Annotated in this window: 19 protein-coding genes and 1 tRNA gene; 13 read left to right on the top strand and 7 right to left on the bottom strand. The window is 67.9% G+C overall.

Annotation, left to right across the window (positions count from 1 at the left end; translation table 11 throughout):
* The first annotated feature begins 85 nt into the window (after positions 1–85).
* The 9 genes from ACX40P_RS06305 (at position 86) to ACX40P_RS06265 (ending at position 8854) form a co-directional block, all read left to right on the top strand.
* Positions 86–1783 (top strand): M1 family metallopeptidase, encoded by a 1698-nt coding sequence (locus tag ACX40P_RS06305; RefSeq protein WP_459125476.1) that lies wholly within the window; start codon positions 86–88, stop codon positions 1781–1783.
* Complete coding sequence (locus ACX40P_RS06300) at positions 1780–2049, top strand: hypothetical protein (protein ID WP_459125475.1); 270 nt, start codon at positions 1780–1782, stop codon at positions 2047–2049. Before ACX40P_RS06305 ends, ACX40P_RS06300 begins: the two co-directional genes overlap by 4 nt.
* 317 nt (positions 2050–2366) lie before the next feature.
* Positions 2367–2451 (top strand) — tRNA-Leu (locus tag ACX40P_RS06295).
* A gap of 76 nt (positions 2452–2527) precedes the next feature.
* Positions 2528–4171: a trigger factor gene (gene tig / locus ACX40P_RS06290; RefSeq protein ID WP_459125474.1), complete on the top strand. Its 1644-nt coding sequence runs from the start codon at positions 2528–2530 to the stop codon at positions 4169–4171.
* Positions 4172–4306: 135 nt separating this feature from the next.
* Positions 4307–5233 carry a glycosyltransferase family 2 protein gene (locus ACX40P_RS06285; protein WP_459125473.1) on the top strand — a complete coding sequence of 309 codons (927 nt, stop codon included), beginning with the start codon at positions 4307–4309 and terminating at the stop codon, positions 5231–5233.
* Between the two features lie 64 nt (positions 5234–5297).
* Positions 5298–5942 carry an ATP-dependent Clp protease proteolytic subunit gene (locus tag ACX40P_RS06280; protein WP_459125472.1) on the top strand — a complete coding sequence of 215 codons (645 nt, stop codon included), beginning with the start codon at positions 5298–5300 and terminating at the stop codon, positions 5940–5942.
* Between the two features lie 107 nt (positions 5943–6049).
* Positions 6050–7321, top strand: coding sequence for an ATP-dependent Clp protease ATP-binding subunit ClpX (clpX, locus tag ACX40P_RS06275; protein WP_459125471.1), 1272 nt, complete (start codon positions 6050–6052; stop codon positions 7319–7321).
* A gap of 165 nt (positions 7322–7486) precedes the next feature.
* The gene (locus tag ACX40P_RS06270) at positions 7487–8623 is read left to right on the top strand and encodes a calcium:cation antiporter (protein ID WP_459125470.1); all 1137 of its coding nucleotides are present in this window, start codon (positions 7487–7489) and stop codon (positions 8621–8623) included.
* Positions 8624–8671: 48 nt separating this feature from the next.
* Entirely contained in the window at positions 8672–8854 is a 183-nt protein-coding gene (locus tag ACX40P_RS06265; protein WP_459125469.1) for a hypothetical protein, read from the top strand.
* A 39-nt stretch (positions 8855–8893) separates the two neighbouring features.
* Here the strand turns inward: ACX40P_RS06265 and ACX40P_RS06260 are convergent, their stop codons facing one another.
* From ACX40P_RS06260 to ACX40P_RS06230, 7 genes are read right to left on the bottom strand one after another with little or no spacing between them, the layout of a single operon-like run.
* Entirely contained in the window at positions 8894–9292 is a 399-nt protein-coding gene (locus tag ACX40P_RS06260; RefSeq protein WP_459125468.1) for a GFA family protein, read from the bottom strand.
* The gene (gene gatB / locus ACX40P_RS06255) at positions 9292–10749 is read right to left on the bottom strand and encodes an Asp-tRNA(Asn)/Glu-tRNA(Gln) amidotransferase subunit GatB (RefSeq protein ID WP_459125467.1); all 1458 of its coding nucleotides are present in this window, start codon (positions 10747–10749) and stop codon (positions 9292–9294) included. The genes ACX40P_RS06260 and gatB overlap by 1 nt, the downstream gene beginning before the upstream one ends.
* Positions 10746–11156, bottom strand: coding sequence for a type II toxin-antitoxin system VapC family toxin (locus tag ACX40P_RS06250; protein ID WP_459125466.1), 411 nt, complete (start codon positions 11154–11156; stop codon positions 10746–10748). The genes gatB and ACX40P_RS06250 overlap by 4 nt, the downstream gene beginning before the upstream one ends.
* Entirely contained in the window at positions 11153–11449 is a 297-nt protein-coding gene (locus ACX40P_RS06245; protein ID WP_459125465.1) for an AbrB/MazE/SpoVT family DNA-binding domain-containing protein, read from the bottom strand. The genes ACX40P_RS06250 and ACX40P_RS06245 overlap by 4 nt, the downstream gene beginning before the upstream one ends.
* Before the next feature lie 50 nt (positions 11450–11499).
* Positions 11500–12984, bottom strand: coding sequence for an Asp-tRNA(Asn)/Glu-tRNA(Gln) amidotransferase subunit GatA (gatA, locus tag ACX40P_RS06240; RefSeq protein WP_459125464.1), 1485 nt, complete (start codon positions 12982–12984; stop codon positions 11500–11502).
* The gene (gene gatC / locus ACX40P_RS06235; protein ID WP_459125463.1) at positions 12984–13271 is read right to left on the bottom strand and encodes an Asp-tRNA(Asn)/Glu-tRNA(Gln) amidotransferase subunit GatC; all 288 of its coding nucleotides are present in this window, start codon (positions 13269–13271) and stop codon (positions 12984–12986) included. Before gatC ends, gatA begins: the two co-directional genes overlap by 1 nt.
* Positions 13272–13308: 37 nt before the next feature.
* Positions 13309–15051 carry a DUF4153 domain-containing protein gene (locus tag ACX40P_RS06230; protein ID WP_459125462.1) on the bottom strand — a complete coding sequence of 581 codons (1743 nt, stop codon included), beginning with the start codon at positions 15049–15051 and terminating at the stop codon, positions 13309–13311.
* Between the two features lie 130 nt (positions 15052–15181).
* Here ACX40P_RS06230 and ACX40P_RS06225 point away from each other — a divergent pair, with 130 nt between their 5' ends.
* The 4 genes from ACX40P_RS06225 (at position 15182) to ACX40P_RS06210 (ending at position 18740) form a co-directional block, all read left to right on the top strand.
* A complete protein-coding gene (locus ACX40P_RS06225; protein ID WP_459125461.1) occupies positions 15182–16297 on the top strand; it encodes a DUF3089 domain-containing protein in 1116 nt (371 codons plus the stop codon).
* A 91-nt stretch (positions 16298–16388) separates the two neighbouring features.
* Entirely contained in the window at positions 16389–16859 is a 471-nt protein-coding gene (gene ruvX / locus ACX40P_RS06220) for a Holliday junction resolvase RuvX (protein ID WP_459125460.1), read from the top strand.
* A 34-nt stretch (positions 16860–16893) separates the two neighbouring features.
* On the top strand, positions 16894–17211 hold the full coding sequence (locus ACX40P_RS06215; RefSeq protein WP_459125459.1) for a hypothetical protein: 318 nt from the start codon (positions 16894–16896) through the stop codon (positions 17209–17211).
* On the top strand, positions 17208–18740 hold the full coding sequence (locus tag ACX40P_RS06210) for a methyl-accepting chemotaxis protein (RefSeq protein ID WP_459125458.1): 1533 nt from the start codon (positions 17208–17210) through the stop codon (positions 18738–18740). The genes ACX40P_RS06215 and ACX40P_RS06210 overlap by 4 nt, the downstream gene beginning before the upstream one ends.
* Positions 18741–18759: the final 19 nt, after the last annotated feature.

Genomic DNA, 18759 nt, shown 5'->3' with positions numbered 1-18759 from the left:
GACGGAGACGGCGTTGCGACCATATATGGTACGGCTTACGATCCCATCAATCGCCGCCCTTTCCTCCTGCCGCAATCGAGGCCCCATGATCCTGACCGCGCTCGCCCTCTCGCTCGCTGCCGCTCCGCTCGAAGCGGGCAAGCCGCCGATCAGCGCGCAGACGGCGCGGTCGGGCGGGCCGGTCGATCCCGATCAGGCGAAGCTGACGCTCGATACCGTCGATCTGGCGATCGAGGTGTTTCCCGCGACCGAGACGATCGCCGGCGTCGCCACGCTCAACTTCGTCGCGAAACAGGCCGTCACCCGCCTGCCGATCGATCTCGACCGCAACCTGCCGGTCAGCGCGATCAGCATCGACGGCGTGCCGCTGCGCACCGGCAGCTGGACCAATCCCGAAGGGCGCCTGATGGTCACCCTGCCCCGTCGCATCGCCGCAGGCACGCGCTTCGCCGTCAGGCTGACCTACGGCGGCACCCCGCGCGTCGCCGTGCGCGCCCCCTGGGACGGCGGCTTCGTCTGGGCGAAGACGAAGGACGGCCGCCCGTGGATCGCGACCGCGGTGCAGGGCGAGGGCTGCGACCTGTTCTGGCCGTGCATCGATTCGCCGACGTTCGAACCCCGTCGCGCCGACCTCCACATCACCGTTCCCAAGGGGCTGAAGGCGCCGTCGAACGGCGTGCTGCGGTCGGTGCAGACCCTGCCGGACGGCCGCACGACCTGGAACTGGTCGGCGCAGCACCTGACTATCTACGGCCTGGCGCTCAACATCGGTCCCTATCAGGAGATGAAAGGCGAGTATCGCAGCCGCTACGGCAACACGATCCCGATGTATTACTGGTATCTGCCGGGCGAGGAGAAGCAGGCGGCGGGGCTGTTCGCCGAATTCGCGCCGACACTCGATTTCTTCGAAGGCTGGATCGGGCCGTTCCCGTTCGGCGACGAGAAGCTGGGCGTGGTCGAGACGCCGCATCTCGGCATGGAGCATCAGACCATCAACGCTTACGGCAACGCCTACAAGAAGGCGCCCGAGGGCTTCGACTGGCTGTTCCAGCACGAGTTTGCCCATGAATGGTTCGCCAACCAGCTGACTGCCGCCGACTGGGACGACATGTGGCTGCACGAGGGTTACGGCAGCTATATGCAGCCGCTTTACGGCAAGTGGCGCGAAGGCGATGCGCGTTACATAGCCATGCTGATGAAACAGCGCGAGACGATCGCCAACAAGGCCGCGATCGTGTCCGGCACCTCGCGCACCGAGGAAGAAGTTTACGACGCCGACAAGAACGGCCCCGGCGGCGACATCTACGTCAAGGGATCGTGGATGCTGCACACGCTACGCGGCCTGATCGGCGATCCCGCCTTCTTCGAGGTGACGCGCCGCGCGGTCTACGGCCGACCCGATCCGAAGCCGGGCAACTTCGTGCCGCGCTATAGCTCGACAAAGGAATTTCGCGCGATCGTCGACCGGGTGACCGGCGGGAAATATGGCTGGTTCTTCGACGTCTATCTCAGCGAAGCCGCGCTGCCCGAACTGGTAGAGACGCGCAGCGGGTCCACACTGTCGCTGGCGTGGAAGACGCCCGGTAACAAGCCGTTCCCGATGCCAGTCGAGGTCGAAGTGGACGGCAAGCTCACCCGCCTCGCCATGACCGGCGGGCGCGACACGCTGGCGGTGCCGGCGGGCGCGCATGTGGTGGTGGACCCGATGGCGCGGGTGCTCAAACGCTCGGCGGCGATCGAAGCGGTGCAGGCGCAGCAGGCCGCGGCGCGGCGCCAGCCATGAGCGATCCGGCTCCCTGGGGGCAACGAGCGATCGAGATGGCCGCCATCTTCATGATCGGCGACGGCATGCTGGGGTTGCTACAGCCCCGTCGCCACGTCGCGCTGTGGCGAGAGGATGCGCTGGGCACGGAGAAACTGGTCGTGCCGTTCGACAAACATCCGCAACGGCGGCGGGCGTACGGCGCGGTCCAGATCATCGCCGGCCTCGCGCTGGCGGCCGCCCTTCGCGGCGACAGCCAGCGCGGACCGGAAAGCATCAACCCATAGGTGTGCCAGGCGATGGCACGTCGATGCTCGGCATCGGCGGTGACACTTCGGGCGGCGGTGCCTCGGGCTGGGCGGGCTGAGTCGGCATCGGCGGGGTTTCGGCGGGCGGAGTCGCCGGGTTCGGGCCAACGGGCGCGGGCTGACCGGGCGGAGTGACGGGTGGTGCCTCGGGGGGCGGAATATCGGGCTGCGGGATCGGCGGTTCGACGGGCATGAACGTGTCTCCTTGTCCCCGAGCGAACGCGTCGAAAGAGCGGCGGTTGCGTGACGCATGCGCTTTGCTATAGAGCCGCGCGCAACCGGCGGCTTTCCGCCGCGCGGGCGTGGCGGAACTGGTAGACGCAGCAGGTTTAGGTCCTGCCATCGCAAGATGTGGGGGTTCGAGTCCCTTCGCCCGCACCAGCCTTCCACCCGACCGCGCGTGGAAGGACAGCCGCGCATCCGGATTTTACTTCAAGTCGAAAGAGCCACCCGTCCAATGCAGACCGTCGAGACGCTGAACGAAGGCCTCAAGCGCGCCTACACGCTCACCATCACCGCCAGGGATATCGATTCCAAGGTCGATGCCGAAGTGCGCCGCGTCGCCCCGCAGGTTCGCATGCCCGGCTTCCGCCCCGGCAAGGTGCCCGCGAACCTCGTCCGCAAGATGCATGGCGAAGCGATCGCGCAGGACGCACTGAACGCCGCCATCCAGCAGGGCGTGCAGGATCTGGTCGCGTCGAACAAGCTGCGTCCCGCGATGCAGCCCTCTGTCGCGCTGGCCGATGGCTACACCGCCGGCAAGGATGCCGAGGTCACCGTCGAGCTGGAAGTGCTGCCCGACGTCCCGACGCCGGCCATCGAAGGCCTGACGCTGGAGCGCCTGACCGTGCCCGCCGACGAGACCGCCCTCGACGCGCGCGTCGCCGAACTGGCGCAGGGTGCCAAGTCGTTCGACGATGCCGAAGAGGGTCATGCCGCCGCGACCGGCGACCTCGTCGTCATGGACTTCACCGGCAAGGTCGACGGCGTCGCCTTCGACGGCGGCACCGGCACCGATATGTCGGTCGAGATCGGCACCGGTCGCCTGATCCCCGGTTTCGAGGATCAGCTGGTCGGCGTGAAGAAGGGTGACGAGACGCAGATCTCGGTCACCTTCCCGGAGGATTACGGCGCCGCGAACCTCGCCGGCAAGGCCGCGACCTTCGACCTCGTCATCAAGGACGTCCGCGTCGCCGGCGAGACGAAGATCGATGACAGCCTTGCCAAGAACCTCGGCCTCGAAAGCCTGGAGCAGCTGCGCGGCATCCTGAAGGGGCAGGCGGAGCAGGAGTTGAACGGCCTGACGCGCACTCACATGAAGCGCAAGCTGCTCGACCAGCTCGCCGCCGGTCACGACTTTGTCGTGCCGCCGTCGATGGTGGAGGCAGAGTTCGACCAGATCTGGCATCAGCTCGTCCACGAGACCGAGCATGAGGAGGATCCCGCCGCCGCGCTCGCCGAACTGGAGGCCGAGAAGGACGATTATCGCAAGATCGCCGAGCGCCGCGTGCGCCTGGGCCTGCTGCTGTCCGAGATCGGCCAGGCCAACGGCATCGAGGTCAGCCAGAACGAGATGAACCAGCTCGTCGCCGCGGCCGCCCAGCAATATCCCGCCGACCAGCGCCAGCGCTTCGTCGAATATGTCCGTCAGGAGCCGATGGCCGCCGCCCAGCTGCGCGCCCCGCTCTATGAGGACAAGGTCGTCGACTTCCTGTTCGACAAGGCGACCGTCACCGACCGCGAAGTGACCCGCGACGAGCTGCAGGCCGCGATCGAGAGCGAGGACGGCTTCGACACCGGCACGCACACCCACGACCATGACAAGCCCACCCCGCGCAAATCGGCGAAGAAGGCGGATGGCGAGGACAAGCCGGCGAAGAAGCCTGCCGCCAAGAAGGTCAAGGCGACCGAGGTCACCGACGCCGACGTCGAGCCGGCCGCGCCGGACGCCGAGGCCGCCGCCGTCGAACCGGTGAAGAAGGCGGCGACCAAGAAGGCGCCCGCCGCCAAGAAGGCCGTCGAGCCCACCGCCGAGGGCGAAGAAGTCGCCGTCGCCGCCAAGCCGAAAAAGGCACCGGCGAAGAAGAAGAGCGAGGCGTAAACTGCTGCCCACCCGTCACCCCAGCCTTGTGCCGGGGTCCACCGGGAGGCACGGTTTGCTGCTCGAAGCTTAAGCGTGTCGCTTGCGGCACCGTGGACCCCGGCACGAGGCCGGGGTGACGATGAGGGGTTTCGCTTGACCGCACCACGCATCGCCGTCCTGCTGCCCTGCTACAATGAGGAGGCGGCGATCGCGCAGACGGTCGCCGGTTTCCGCCACGCGCTCCCCGACGCCGCGATCTACGTCTACGACAACAAAAGCAGCGACGGCACCGTCGAGATGGCGGCGCGCGCCGGCGCCATCGTCCGCACCGAACGCATGCAGGGCAAGGGCCACGTGGTCCGCCGCATGTTCGCCGATATCGACGCCGACATCTATGTGATGGCCGACGGCGACGCGACCTATGACCCCGGCGCGGCGCGCGCGATGGTCGACAAGCTGACGGCCGAGGGGCTCGACATGATCGTCGGCACCCGCGTCCACGACGCCGCGGACGCCTACCGCCGCGGCCATGTGCTCGGCAATCGCGCGATGACCGGCCTGCTCGCGCGCCTGTTCGGGCGCAGCTTCACCGACATCTTCTCGGGTTACCGCGTCTTTTCGCGCCGCTTCGTGAAGAGCTTTCCCGTGCTGTCGGGCGGCTTCGAGATCGAAACCGAGATCAGCGTCCACGCCCTGGAACTGAAGATGCCCGTCGGCGAGGTCGAGACCGCCTATTTCGCCCGGCCCGAGGGCTCGACGTCGAAGCTCAACACCTATCGCGACGGCGCCCGCATCACCCGCACCATCGCCACGCTCTACCGCATCGAGCGCCCCCTGTGGTTCTTCGGCGCGATCGGTGCGCTGCTTGCCCTGCTGGCGATCATCCTCTCGATCCCGCTCGGCATAACCTATGTCGAGACCGGCCTCGTCCCCCGCCTGCCCACCGCCTTGCTGGCGACCGGCCTCGTCATCGTCGCTGTCCTCAACCTCTTCACCGGCCTGATCCTCGACACTGTCGTCCGCGGTCGCCGCGAAGTGAAGCGGCTCGCGTATCTCGCCGTGCCGGGGCCGCAAGCCTGACCCCCCTTGCGTCCCTTCGCCCGAGCGACGACATACGGAGGCGTCAATCAAGAGCGGGAAATCCATGCACGACCCCATGAGCGTCCTTCAGAACGCCCTCGTCCCCATCGTCATCGAGCAGTCGAGCCGTGGCGAGCGCAGTTTCGACATCTACTCGCGCCTGCTGCGTGAGCGCATCATCTTCGTCGTGGGGCCGGTCGAGGATCACATGGCCTCGCTCATCACCGCACAGCTGCTGTTCCTGGAATCGGAGAATCCGAAGAAGGACATCTGGATGTATATCAATTCGCCCGGCGGCGTGGTGACGGCCGGCATGGCGATCCACGACACCATGCAGTACATCCGTCCGCGCGTCGGCACGGTCTGCATCGGCCAGGCCGCATCGATGGGCAGCTTCCTGCTCGCCGCGGGCGAGCCGGGCCTGCGCGTGGCGCTGACGAACGCGCGGATCATGATCCACCAGCCTTCGGGCGGGGCGCAGGGCATGGCGTCGGATATCCAGATCCAGGCCAAGGAAATCCAGCGGATCAAGGACCGGATGAACGCGCTGTACGTGAAATACACCGGCAAGTCGCTCGAAGAGATCGAGCGCGCGATGGATCGCGATACCTTCCTGGAAGCCGACGAGGCGAAGGCGTTCGGGCTGGTCGACGAGGTCTATGACAAGCGGCCGGGCGTGCCCGCCGGTGAGGATGGGGCGGCTTCTTAACCCGTTTTCGCGTAACGGGCCCGGGATAATGGTTTGCCGGGCCCCGCCCGCCGTGTAGAATGACGGGCGTTTTCAAGCGCGGAACGGTCCGCGCGAGAGGTGACTGAATGACGAAACTGAGCGGTGGCGATTCCAAGAGCACCCTCTACTGCTCGTTCTGCGGCAAGTCGCAGCACGAGGTGCGCAAGCTCATCGCCGGGCCGACCGTGTTCATCTGCGATGAATGCGTCGAGCTGTGCAACGACATCATCCGCGAGGAGACGAAGTCGGCGCTGGTGAGCAAGAAGGACGGCGGCGTGCCCACGCCGCAGGAAATCTGCGACGTGCTCGACGACTATGTCATCGGGCAGAAGCGCGCCAAGCGTGTGCTGTCGGTGGCGGTCCACAACCACTACAAGCGGCTGAACCACGGTGCCAAGGGTGCCGATGTCGAGCTCGCCAAGTCGAACATCCTGCTGGTCGGGCCGACCGGTTGCGGCAAGACTCTGCTCGCACAGACGCTGGCGCGCATCCTCGATGTGCCGTTCACCATGGCCGACGCGACGACGCTGACCGAGGCCGGTTACGTCGGCGAGGATGTGGAGAACATCATCCTGAAGCTGTTGCAGGCCTCCGACTATAACGTCGAGCGCGCGCAGCGCGGCATCGTCTATATCGACGAGATCGACAAGATCAGCCGCAAGGCCGAGAACCCGTCGATCACCCGCGACGTGTCGGGCGAAGGCGTACAGCAGGCGCTGCTCAAGATGATGGAGGGCACCGTCGCCTCGGTGCCGCCGCAGGGTGGGCGCAAGCATCCGCAGCAGGAATTCCTGCAGGTCGACACGACGAACATCCTGTTCATCTGCGGCGGCGCTTTCGCTGGTCTCGAAAAGATCATCGGCGACCGGTTGCAGGGCAAGTCGATCGGTTTCGGCGCGCATGTCGCCGGCCCCGACGAGCGCAAGACCGGCGAGGCGTTGAAGTCGGTCGAGCCCGAGGATCTGCTGAAGTTCGGCCTGATCCCCGAATTCGTCGGCCGCCTGCCCGTCATCGCCACGCTGGAGGATCTCGACAGCCCCGCGCTCATCAAGATCCTGACCGAGCCGAAGAATGCCCTCGTCAAACAGTATCAGAAGCTGTTCGAAATGGAGGACGTGAAGCTCGGCTTCACCGACGAGGCTCTGGTCGCGACCGCGAAGCGCGCGATCGAACGCAAGACCGGTGCGCGTGGGCTTCGCTCGATCCTCGAGGGCATACTGCTCGACACGATGTTCGACCTGCCCGGCATGGACGGGGTGGACGAGGTGATGATCGACAAGGACGTTGTCGGCGGCCTGAAGGAGCCGGTCCGCGTCTATGCCAAGCGCGAGAAGGAAAAGGCCGGCGACGCCGCCTGATCCGGATCGACTTTACGCAATCTGAAACGGGCGTCGGGTAACCGGCGCCCGTTTCTGCGTTCGGCGCCGTCGCGATCCGATCGGCGCGCGTAAAACCCGCCTGCCAAACCCGCAAACACTCGCAACTCATGGCGCGATCGGGCATTGGTCGGGAAAGGAGGACGCATGACCGAAGCAGCCGATAACGTCGACGCCATTCCCACGCAGGCGACGAAACGCGCGCTGCTGAAGCGCGTCAGTCTGCCGTTGTGGTCGCTGGTCTTCCCGGCGCTCGGCCTGCTGGCGATCGCCACCGGTCTGGCGAAGATGGGCACGGTCGGCACGATCGCAGCCGCCATCGTGCTGATGGGCGCGGTGCTGGCCGCGGTGCATCATGCCGAGGTCGTCGCCCACCGGGTCGGCGAACCCTTCGGCACGCTCGTCCTGGCGGTCGCGGTGACGGTGATCGAGGTGTCGCTGATCGTCAGCCTGATGCTCTCCGACGCAGGCGACGCCTCTGCGCTGGCGCGGGACACGGTGTTTGCCGCGATCATGATTATCCTCAACTTCATCGTCGGGCTTTGCCTGATGGCTGGCGGTCTGAAGCATGGCGAGCAGCGCTTCACGCTGCGCGGCGTATCGGCGGCGCTGTGCGTGCTCGCCGCGATGGTCGTGCTCTCGCTGGTACTGCCCAACTATACGGTCAGCGCACCGGGACCGACGTATTCGACATCGCAGCTCGTTTTCGTCGCGATCGTGTCGCTTATCCTCTACCTCACCTTCGTGCTGGTTCAGACCGTACGGCACCGCGAATACTTCCTGCCGTCGGAGGATATGCCGAAGGACGCGCATGCCGAACCGCCGTCCAATGCCACCGCCTGGACGGCGTTTGCGATATTGCTCGTCGCGCTGGTCTGTGTCGTCCTTCTCGCCAAGGCGCTGTCTACGACGGTGGAGCAGGCGATCCTGTCGGCCGGGCTGCCGCTCGCCATCGTCGGCGTCGTCATCGCCGCGCTGGTACTCGCACCCGAAAGCCTCGCCGCCTATCGCGCCGCGCGCCGCAACCGGTTGCAGACCAGCCTGAACCTCGCGCTCGGCTCGGCGCTCGCCACCATCGGCCTCACCATCCCATCGGTCGCGATCGTCTCGCTCGTGCTCGATCTTCCGCTGGCGATGGGGATCGGGCCGAAGTCGATCACGCTGCTGATCCTGTCGCTGTTCACGATCACGCTGACGCTCGGCACCGGCCGCACCACCATATTGGGTGGCATGGTCCACCTGATGATCTTCGCGGTCTATCTGTTCACGACGGTCGTGCCATAAGGTGAACCCGCCTCGTCACGGCGCGTTGGAGCCGTGAGGAGAACGAACATGACCGATCCCGATCGCCGTCAGGGCGAGAATATCGACAACCGCAGCGACATCGAGCAGGCGGTGGACGCGCGACGCGACGCGCTGGACCGCGGTGAAGGCGGAACCCAGCCCGATCCGGAAGCGGGCGAAGGTGGCGCGGATGGCGTCGTCAAGAACCAGGATCGCGACATCGGCCAATAGGCCGACGGCCCGCACGGGCGGTCGGGGCTGAAGCAACCTTCACCGCTCGTGAGCGATCCCCTCGCCCACGATCGCCACCCAGTCCTGCCGGCGATCTTCGAACACCGAGATGGTCGGTCGCGGCAGCTGGGCGTCGGCGAACGCCCCGATTGGGATGGCGATGACGTCCGCAATCCCTTCGTTGGTATAGGCGACGGTTCCGCCGCACTCCGGGCACCAGCGATACCACGCCCGCCGCCCACTCTCCGCCACCCGCTCCCAGACGTTATAGGCGCCCGCGACGGTCACATCGCCGATCGCAAACCGCGCCTGAGCCGAGAAAGGCCCGCCGGTCCGGCGCTGGCACGCTGTGCAGTGGCATACGGACACCCGCACCGGTTCGCCCCGACATGTCGCGCTCAACTGCCCGCAACGGCACCGCGCGACACGCAGGGACATCAGCCGAGCGCCTTCTTCAACAGGTCGTTGACCACCGCCGGGTTCGCCTTGCCCGCCATCGCCTTCATCGTCTGGCCGACGAAGAAGCCGAACAGCTTGTCCTTGCCGCCGCGATAGTCGGCGACCTTGTCCTCGTTCGCGGCCATCACCTTGGCGATCTCCGCCTCGATCGCGCCGGTGTCGCTGGTCTGCTTCAGCCCGCGTTCCTCGACGATCGCGCCCGGATCCTGCCCGGTTTCCAGCATGATCTCGAACACCTGTTTGGCGAGACTGCCCGACAGCGTCCCGTCGGCGACCAGCGCCAGCAGTTCCGCGACCTGCGCCGGCGACACCGGCGACTCGGCGATGTCCTTACCCAGCCGGTTCAGCGCGCCGAACAGTTCTGACGACACCCAGTTCGCCGCCTGCGTCGCGTTGACACCCGTCCCCAGCAGCGCGTCGAACCAGCGCGCCGTCTCGACCTCCGCGGTCAGCACCGCCGCGTTGTACGCGCCGATCCCCGCCGCGACGTAGCGCGCGCGCTTGGCGTCGGGCAGTTCGGGCAGGCTGGCGCGGCAGTCGTCGAGGAACGCCTCGTCCAGCTCCAGCGGCAGCAGGTCCGGATCGGGGAAGTAGCGATAGTCGTGCGCATCCTCCTTCGACCGCATCGACCGCGTCACGCCCTTGTCGGGATCGTACAGCCGCGTCTCCTGCGCGATCGTGCCGCCGTCCTCCAGCACCTCGACCTGCCGGCGCGCCTCATGCTCGACCACCGCCATCACGAAGCGGACGGAGTTGACGTTCTTCGTCTCGGTGCGCGTGCCGAATTCGTCGCCGGGCTTGCGCACGCTGACGTTCACGTCGGCGCGCATCGACCCTTGGTCCATGTTGCCGTCGCACGACCCGACGTAGCGCAGCACGGAGCGCAGCTTGGCGAGATACGCGCCCGCCTCCGCCGGCGATCGCATGTCGGGCTTGCTGACGATCTCCATCAGCGCGACGCCCGACCGGTTGAGATCGACATAGGACATGGTCGGATGCTGGTCGTGCATCAGCTTGCCGGCATCCTGCTCGACATGGATGCGCTCGACGCCGATCGTCTTCGTATAGCCATCCGCCTCGATCTCGACCGCGCCCTCACCGACCAGCGGGTGATAGAGCTGCGAGATCTGGTAGCCCTGCGGCAGGTCGGCATAGAAATAATTCTTGCGGTCGAACCGCGACCACCGGTTGATCTGCGCATCGATCGCCATCCCGGTGCGCACCGCCTGACGGATGCACTCGCGGTTGGGCACCGGCAGCATGCCGGGCATCGCCGCATCGACGAGGCTCACCTGCGTGTTCGGCTCCGCCCCGAATTCGGTCGCGGCGCCCGAGAACAGCTTCGAGTTCGACGTGACCTGCGCGTGGACCTCCAGGCCGATCACGACCTCCCACTCGCCGGTGGCGCCCTGGATGCGATAGGTGGATTCGGTCATGGATGGGTCTCGGGTGTGATGAGGGTCAGGTCGGGGAAGTAGGAGGCGAGCCTCCGGTCGCGTGTCATGAGCGATGCGCCTAGCGCGATTGCATGCGCTGCGATCAGGAAATCAGGCAGGATGGTTTGCTTTGCCCCGCCCCGCCGCCGATATTCGACGAACGCGGCACCGGCGCGGAGTGCGCTCGCCATATTCAGATCGGCCAGATCGACGCCGGCATTCGACAGCGTGACGCCGATACCATCCGGATCGTCCATCTGGCCGGAGAGTTCGGCGACGACGATCAGGTTGCTGACGAACGGCTCGCTCTCGGCCTTGCTGGCGACGAGTCGGCGCGACCATAGCCCCTCGATCGTTTCCGATTCTTCCAGCACGTCCATCAGGATATTGGTGTCGAGGAAGATCACGGCAGCGGCTCGTCCCCGCGCAATTCCCGCATCATCTCGTCCGTATTCCGGCCCGTGCGATGGCGCCGCGCACCGGCCGCGAACGCCGCCATGATCCGCGCGCTCCGCTCCTCGGGCGTTTCGGCGACGGCGGTCGCAACCGGCACGACCACCGCTTCGCCGCGATCGTTCAGACCGACATCGACCGGACCACCCGGCACGAGACCGATCGCGTCGCGAACGTCCTTGGGGATCAGCACCTGTCCCTTGCTCGTCATGTTGGTGCGCGCGCGAATGTCTGCCGGGGCGTTCATCATCGATCTCCAGTGTTACCTGAGGTAACACCTGCACGATTACTTCGCAATCACCACCACCGCTCCGCCCGCGCGACGAAGCCCGCGCGCTGCTCGATCGCCAGCCCGGCGTTCAACACGCCCTGTTCGTCCAGCGGACGCCCGATGATCTGCAACCCGAGCGGCAGCCCCTGCTTGTCGAGTCCGCCCGGCACGCTCATCGCCGGCAGGCCCGCCAGCGAGGACGGAACGGTGAACACGTCGTTGAGGTACATCGCCAGCGGATCGGCGTTCTTCTCGCCCAGCGCGAAGGCGGCGGACGGTGCGGTCGGGGTCAGCAGCAGGTCGCACTTTTCGAACGCCTGCTCGAAATCGCGGGCGATCAGCGCACGGACCTTCGACGCCTGGGTGAAATAGGCGTCGTAGAAGCCCGCCGACAGCACATAGGTGCCGATCATGATGCGGCGCTTCACCTCGTCGCCGAAGCCCGCCGCGCGGGTGGCGGCGTACATGTCCTGCAACCCCGCGCCCGCCGGCAGGTCGCGCAGGCCGTAGCGCACGCCGTCGTAGCGGGCGAGGTTCGACGACGCCTCGGCGGGCGCGATGATGTAATAGGCGGGCAGCGCGTATTTGGTGTGCGGCAGCGAGACCTCGACGATCTCCGCCCCCGCATCGCGCGCCCAGTCGATGCCCTGCTGCCACAGCGCCTCGATCTCCTCGGGCATGCCGTCGACGCGATATTCCTTCGGGATGCCGATGCGCTTGCCGGCGAGGCTCGCGTTCAGCCCATGCTCCCACTGCGGCACGTCGAGCTGCAGCGAGGTCGCGTCCTTTGCGTCGAAGCCCGCCATCGCCTCCAGCATGATGGCGCAATCGGTGACATCGCGCGCCATCGGCCCGGCCTGATCGAGCGACGAGGCGAAGGCGACGGTGCCCCAGCGCGAACAGCGGCCATAGGTCGGCTTGATGCCGGAAATGCCGGTGAAGGCGGCGGGCTGGCGGATTGATCCGCCGGTGTCGGTGCCGGTCGCCGCCGGGCACAGCCGCGCCGCGATCGCCGATGACGATCCGCCCGACGAACCGCCGGGCGCCAGTGCTGCATTGCCGCCGTCGGCGCGGCGCCACGGCGAGATGACGTTGCCGAACGCGCTCGTCTCGTTCGACGATCCCATCGCGAACTGGTCGAGGTTCAGCTTGCCGAGCATGCCCGCGCCCGCGTCCCACAGCTTCTGCGAGACGGTGCTTTCATACTCCGGCACGAACCCCTCGAGCATATGGCTGGCCGCGGTCGTCTGCACGCCTTTCGTGCAGAACAGATCCTTCATGCCGATCGGCACGCCGGCCAAGGGGCCGAGCGTCTCGCCGGCCGCGCGCGCGGTGTCGGCGGCGCGCGCGGCGGCGAGCGCATGGTCGGGCGTCTCGACGATGAAGGCGTTCAACGCCTTCGCCTGCGCCACGCGCGTCACGAAGGCGTCGGCCACCTCGACCGCCGAGAACTGGCCGCTGCGGACGCCGTCGCGGATCGCGCGGACGCCGAGATCGGTGAAGTCGGTCATTATTCGATCACCTTGGGCACGCCGAAGAAGCCATGTTCCGCCGCCGGCGCATTCGCCAGCACCGCATCGCGCACGCCGCCGTCGGTCACCACGTCGTCGCGCAGGCGCAAATGATTGGGGATGACGGCGGTCATCGGCGCGACGCCGCTGGTATCCACTTCCCCCAGCAGGTCGATCCAGCCGAGGATGTTGTTGAGTTCGGGCACCATGCGCGCGGCATCGTCATCGGTGATGGCGATGCGCGCCAGGCTGGCGACCTTCTTCACGGTTGCTAGGTCTACGGACATGGGCTGCGGCTAGCAGAGGGCCGCGGCGCGGCGCAACCTATTCGAAGACGTCCCCCACCGCACGTCCGCCGATGAAGACCTGACGCCGGGTCACGTCGCGCACTTCGACCGCTCCCTGTGCCGCCGCTTCGCGCAGCGCCGCCGTCGTCGCCTCGTCGCTGGTCGGCGCGGCCTGATAGGGTTCGACCACCCGCCACTTGCCGCCCGCGAGCGCCAGCCGCCGTACCGCACACACCGTCACGTGACGTTCGCTGCCGGGCTGCGCGACGCAGCCGCCCGCGACCATCACCGCCTCGTTCGCGCCGGGACGATAGAGGACGACGCAGCCACGGTTGCTCGTGTCCCCGCACGCGTCCCATCCCGGCAGCAGCGCGACCAGCCCCGGCGGCAGCGGCACTGCCTGCGGCAACACGCGCACCGTCTGCATCACCGCCGCGCGTCGCGCCGCCTGTTCGGTAAGGTCGCGCAATTCCCAGCGGTTAGTATTCGCCAGCGCGGTGCGCGCCAGCGTCGCCGCGGTGCCGCCGCCCTTCGCTAGCCGCGCCAGCGCGGCACGGCCCGGCGCGCCGAAGTCATAGGCGAGCGCGCTCCAGTCGAAACGTTCCGGCGTCACCCGCCCGCTCTGCAACCGCGTAACCTGATCGCGCGTCGAGATCGCGTTGAAGCCGATCAGCGGCGTCGCCAGCAAAAGCGCCAGCCCCATCATGCCGAAGGCGAGCCGCAGGTTCGCGCGCCGCACCTCCGCCGCCCAACCCTGCCGCCGCCGCACCAGCGCGACCAGATAGGCCAGCGCATAGGCGCAGGCGACCGCGATGAAGGTCACGGCCCACAGCCGGTCGGGCGTGATGCCGTGCTGACCGATGCGCAGGCCCGTCGCCACGGCCGCGATGACCCCGAGCGGCAGCATCGCCAGCCCCAGCGCCACCGCGCCCCAGCGCAACGCGGGATTGGGCGCCTCCTCCCCCTCCCCGTCGCCGATCACCGCGTTGACGAGCAGCAGCGCCGCGATCACGCAGGTCAGCAGGATCGGCGTCGTCGCCTTGGTCGCATCCCACAACGCGGTCAGACCGGTGAAGGGCAGCGCGATCAGGAACAGCAGCAGCCCCGCGCCCAGCACCGGCGCCAGGATCGACAGCACCGCCATCGCGAGGCGCTGCAACGTCCGCACCACCCGGTCGCGCTCGCGGAACAGGCCGACCGCCGCACCGAACGCCGCGCCCGCGATCATCGCGTTCCACCAGCCATATTCCATCAGGTCGGACAGGATGCGGATGCCGATCAGCCGGAACAGCGACGCCAGCAGGAACATCGTGAAGAATGCGATGCCGGTGAACGCGACCGATGCGCCGAGCAGCATCACGTTGGTCCAAGCGTTGCCGTGGACCTCCGCATAGTCGAACCGCGCACTACCGGCGTCGCGCACCGTCTGGAACAGCGTCGCAGCGATGGCGACGCTCAGCGCCAAACACGCCGTCCACCAGTCGACGAACCACGCGCCGCCCGGCTGCACCGAACCGTTCCACCACGTAACGAGGCCCGCGACGAGACCCGCCGCCAGCGCAAAGCCTGCCGCCCATGCCGCCCGCCGACGCTCCAGCGTGAAGATCGCGACGATCGCCGCCACGCCGACGGCGCAGGCCAGCGCAATGCGCCACGTCGCGACGATCAGGTCGCCGCGCACCTGATCGCCGTTCGCCAGCTGCTGCACCAGCAGCGCGCCCGCCGCGCCGATCGTTGCCGTCACGATCGGCCGCAACAGCCAGCTTTCGCGCTCCGTCATCCTCGCCTCCCCCGTCATCGCATCGATCGTGTCACCGTTGCCGACGATTGCAAGCGGCGCATCGGTGATGCACGACCCTCGCAATTGCGATGGCAGCCACTATGTTGCACCGCACAATGAAGGTGCTGAATTGGCCAGGAAGTTTCTCTATGTCGTTGCAGGCCTGATCATGCTCGCGATCGCCGCCGCCTTTGCGTACCGCTTGTGGGGCGTCGAACTCATGCGGCGCTACATGACGCCGCGCGTAGCGTTCGAAGCGCAGGCGGCGCTGCCCGCCAATGCCTATGCCGACCGGACGATGTGGTTCGCCCGCCCCGACATCGCCGGCAACCCCGCGCTGTGGGTGCCGGCCGGACAAATGGCGGAGGACGAGGGCGCGGCGATCTTCTTCGTCCACCCGACCTCCTATCTCGTCACCGATCACTGGAACGCGCCGCTCGGCGACGCGACCGCCAACGATCGCGCGAAGCTGTTCCTGCGTGGGCAGGCCAGCGCCTTCAACGGCGCTGGTCAGGTGTGGGCGCCACGCTATCGTCAGGCCGCGTTCGGCGCATTCCTGACGACGCGCAGCGACGCGGAAAAGGCGCTGGACCTAGCCTATCGCGACGTGGCGCTGGCGTTCGATGCTTTCCTGACCGCGAATCCGGACCGGCCGATCATTCTCGTCGGGCACAGCCAGGGCGGGCTCCACCTAACCCGCCTGCTGCGCGAACGCGTCGCCGGCAAGCCGCTCGCGAAGCGCATCGTCGCGGCCTATGTCGTCGGCTGGCCGGTGTCGAAGGACACCGATCTCGCCGCGATCGGCCTGCCCGAATGCACCGCGCCCGACCAGACCGGCTGCCTGCTGTCGTGGCAGAGCTTCGCCGAGCCGGCCGATTCCTCGCTCATCCTCGATACCTTCGATGCCACTATCGGGTTCGACGGCCGCCCGCGCCGCGGCACCGCGATGGTGTGTTCCAACCCGCTGACCGGCACGCCGAAAGGCAACGCGCCTGCCTCGGCCAATCTCGGCACGCTGTTCCCGAGCCGCGACCTCTCCAGCGCCACGCTGGAACCCGGCCGCGTCCCCGCCCGCTGCGACGGCCGCGGGCTGCTGCTGATCGGCGAAGGGCCGGACCTCGGCAGCTATGTGCTGCCCGGCAACAACTATCACGTCTACGACTTCAGCCTGTTCTGGGCGAACGTCCGCGTCGATGCGCGGCGGCGGTTGGCGGCGTTCACGGGGAATGATTCGCGGGTGTACTGACGCCCCCAACCCCGTTCGCCCAAAGCGAAGTCGAAGCACCGCCTCACACGCACCTTCGACTTCCCCCTCCTCGCGCGATAGGGACGGCGCGATGATAACCCTCGCCCCCGCCGCGTTCCGCGACGCATTACCCAGCGGCGGGCGCCTGCTCGGCCTCGACGTCGGCACGAAGACCATCGGCACCGCTTTGTGCGATGCCGGGTGGAGCTTCGCCTCCCCCGCTCCGCTCATCCGCCGCACGAAGTTCACCGCGGACAAGGCCGTGCTGGCGGCGATGCTGGTGCCGCAGTCGGTGCGCGGGATCGTCGTCGGGCTGCCGCTCAACCTCGACGGCAGCGATTCGCCGCGGACCCAGTCGACCCGCGCCTTCGCCCGCAACATCGTCGATCTGGGCCTGCCGATCCTGCTGTGGGACGAGCGCTGGTCGACCGTCGCGGTCGAGCGGGTGATGATCGAACAGGATCTGTCGCGCGCCAAGCGTGCCGAACGGGTCGATTCGCTTGCCGCCGCGCACATCCTGCAGGCGGCGATCGACGCGCTGGCGCATCTGGCGGAGCGTTAGTCGGACTATAACCATTGCGTGCGTAATCAGTGGCATGCCCAGCGCTTCTAAGTCGTCGTCGGTCGCCCTGTTCGGACAGGCCATGCTGGTCGGTGCCACCATCATGGCCGCCGCCATCGCTCCGCCCGCGCGCGGTCGCATGCTCGTCGTGCCGATGTGGACCGCGGGCGAAGGCGACGCCGTTCGCATCGCGCTCGGCAACGGCGCGCTGCTCCTCGATCGGGGTCCGATCGCACGCAGCATCGTCGTCGATGGGGATCGTACCCGTCTGGCGGGTCCGCTCGTCGCCGCCGGCATGGCGCTGACCTCCGCTCCCTCCGGCGGCTGCGGTCGCCAGGAGGCACGCGCATGATGCGCAGCGCGGCCCTCGACGCCTTCCGCCGCCGCGGCGTGCTGATCCTGGTGATCGGCGCCTGGGTCTGGTTCGTTGCCCTGGGGGTGATCGGCCTGGCGTTCGGCAGCCCGCACTTCGTGCCGGTCATGCTCGCCTGCGCCGCACCGCTTGTCATCCCGACGATCATGGCGCGCAACCGCCGCCACGACTTGGCCGCGCGGATGAGTGTCGGCACGCTCGCGGCGCTCTTGCCCGCGCTGTCGGTCGCGATGCTCGACGGGCATCCGTGGCAGATGGACGCGCACATGTTCTTCTTCGTCGCGCTGGCGGCGCTGTCGCTGCTGGGCGACTGGCGGCCGATCCTGCTGGCGACGCTGCTGATCGCGGTCCACCACCTCACCCTCTCGTTCATTTCCCCCACGCTGGTCTTTTCTGACGCCGGCGGCGTCGGCCGCGTGATGGTGCATGCCGTCGCGGTGGTCCTGCAGTTCGTCGTGCTGGCGAACCTGACCATTCGGCTGCGCGCCCTCGTCGTGGATCAGGACAAGGCGCGCGACGACAGCGATCGCCTGGCCGCCATCGCCCGCGACGGCGAACAGCGCGCCGAAGCCGCCCTCGTCACCGCCAGCGACGCCCATGCCCGCGCCGATGCCGAGCGCGCCGCCCGCGAGTCGTTCGAGCGCGCCGCGGTTGAGCGCCGCCGCGCCGATCTGCTCGCGCTGGCCGAAGCCTTCCACGCCTCGGTGGCGGAGGTCGTACGCGCGGTAGGCAGTGCGTCGGGCGAGCTCGACATCTCCGCGCAGAGCCTGAACACCCTTGCTCGCCGCGCCAGCCAGCAGTCGTCGGGCACCGCCGGATCGGCGGAGGCCGCCGCATCGGGGGCACGGAGTCTGGTAGCGGGCCTCGACATGATGACGAGTTCGATGAGTGCGATCGTCAACAGCGTCGACCAGCAGGCCGATCTGGCCGGCAGCGCGGCGACCGCATCGGGCACCAGCCAGGGTGCGGTCACCGCGCTCGCCAACCGCACCGAGACGATCGACAGCTTCGTCGATTCGATCGAACAGATCGCCGCGCGCACCAACCTGCTCGCGCTCAACGCCACGATCGAGGCGGCGCGCGCGGGCGATGCCGGCCGCGGCTTCGGCGTCGTCGCCGGCGAGGTGAAGCTGCTCGCCAACCAGGCGACCACCGCAACGGGCCAGATCCGCAACTTGGCCGGCTCGGTGCGGGACAGCGCCAACGATGCGCTCGGCGCACTGGGGGAAATCGCCGGCAGCATCGACACGCTCGCCGTCGCCGCCGATTCGATCCGGCGGGAGATCACGCGGCAGCGCGAGACGGCGAGTTCGATCGCCCGCACCGCGCATGTCACCGCCAACGGCGCGCGCGCCATCGCCACCGAAGCCGAAGCGGTCGCCCGCGTCGCCGGCGATACCGAGGCGCTGTCGGACACCGTCGCGCGCGCGGCGAAGGACCTGTCGCGCTCGGCCACCGACCTGCAGCACGCCACCGACAGCTTCGTCGAGCGCTTGCGCGCCGCGTGAGCACACAGGCGCGTGCCGC

The sequence above is a fragment of the Sphingomonas sp. RS2018 genome, from assembly GCF_054489605.1.
The sequence above is the reverse complement of the archived record's forward strand: the minus strand, read 5'-3'. Positions and strand labels throughout refer to the sequence as shown.

What these genes read in the sequence shown, in the direction of transcription:
- ACX40P_RS06305 (WP_459125476.1), top strand. Translation starts at nt 86, where the DNA reads ATGATCCTGACCGCGCTCGCCCTCTCGCTCGCTGCCGCTCCGCTCGAA.
- ACX40P_RS06300 (WP_459125475.1), top strand. Translation starts at nt 1,780, where the DNA reads ATGAGCGATCCGGCTCCCTGGGGGCAACGAGCGATCGAGATGGCCGCC.
- tig (WP_459125474.1), top strand. Translation starts at nt 2,528, where the DNA reads ATGCAGACCGTCGAGACGCTGAACGAAGGCCTCAAGCGCGCCTACACG.
- ACX40P_RS06280 (WP_459125472.1), top strand. Translation starts at nt 5,298, where the DNA reads ATGCACGACCCCATGAGCGTCCTTCAGAACGCCCTCGTCCCCATCGTC.
- clpX (WP_459125471.1), top strand. Translation starts at nt 6,050, where the DNA reads ATGACGAAACTGAGCGGTGGCGATTCCAAGAGCACCCTCTACTGCTCG.
- ACX40P_RS06270 (WP_459125470.1), top strand. Translation starts at nt 7,487, where the DNA reads ATGACCGAAGCAGCCGATAACGTCGACGCCATTCCCACGCAGGCGACG.
- ACX40P_RS06265 (WP_459125469.1), top strand. Translation starts at nt 8,672, where the DNA reads ATGACCGATCCCGATCGCCGTCAGGGCGAGAATATCGACAACCGCAGC.
- ACX40P_RS06260 (WP_459125468.1), bottom strand. Translation starts at nt 9,292, where the DNA reads ATGTCCCTGCGTGTCGCGCGGTGCCGTTGCGGGCAGTTGAGCGCGACA.
- gatB (WP_459125467.1), bottom strand. Translation starts at nt 10,749, where the DNA reads ATGACCGAATCCACCTATCGCATCCAGGGCGCCACCGGCGAGTGGGAG.
- ACX40P_RS06245 (WP_459125465.1), bottom strand. Translation starts at nt 11,449, where the DNA reads ATGAACGCCCCGGCAGACATTCGCGCGCGCACCAACATGACGAGCAAG.
- gatA (WP_459125464.1), bottom strand. Translation starts at nt 12,984, where the DNA reads ATGACCGACTTCACCGATCTCGGCGTCCGCGCGATCCGCGACGGCGTC.
- gatC (WP_459125463.1), bottom strand. Translation starts at nt 13,271, where the DNA reads ATGTCCGTAGACCTAGCAACCGTGAAGAAGGTCGCCAGCCTGGCGCGC.
- ACX40P_RS06230 (WP_459125462.1), bottom strand. Translation starts at nt 15,051, where the DNA reads ATGACGGAGCGCGAAAGCTGGCTGTTGCGGCCGATCGTGACGGCAACG.
- ruvX (WP_459125460.1), top strand. Translation starts at nt 16,389, where the DNA reads ATGATAACCCTCGCCCCCGCCGCGTTCCGCGACGCATTACCCAGCGGC.
- ACX40P_RS06215 (WP_459125459.1), top strand. Translation starts at nt 16,894, where the DNA reads ATGCCCAGCGCTTCTAAGTCGTCGTCGGTCGCCCTGTTCGGACAGGCC.
- ACX40P_RS06210 (WP_459125458.1), top strand. Translation starts at nt 17,208, where the DNA reads ATGATGCGCAGCGCGGCCCTCGACGCCTTCCGCCGCCGCGGCGTGCTG.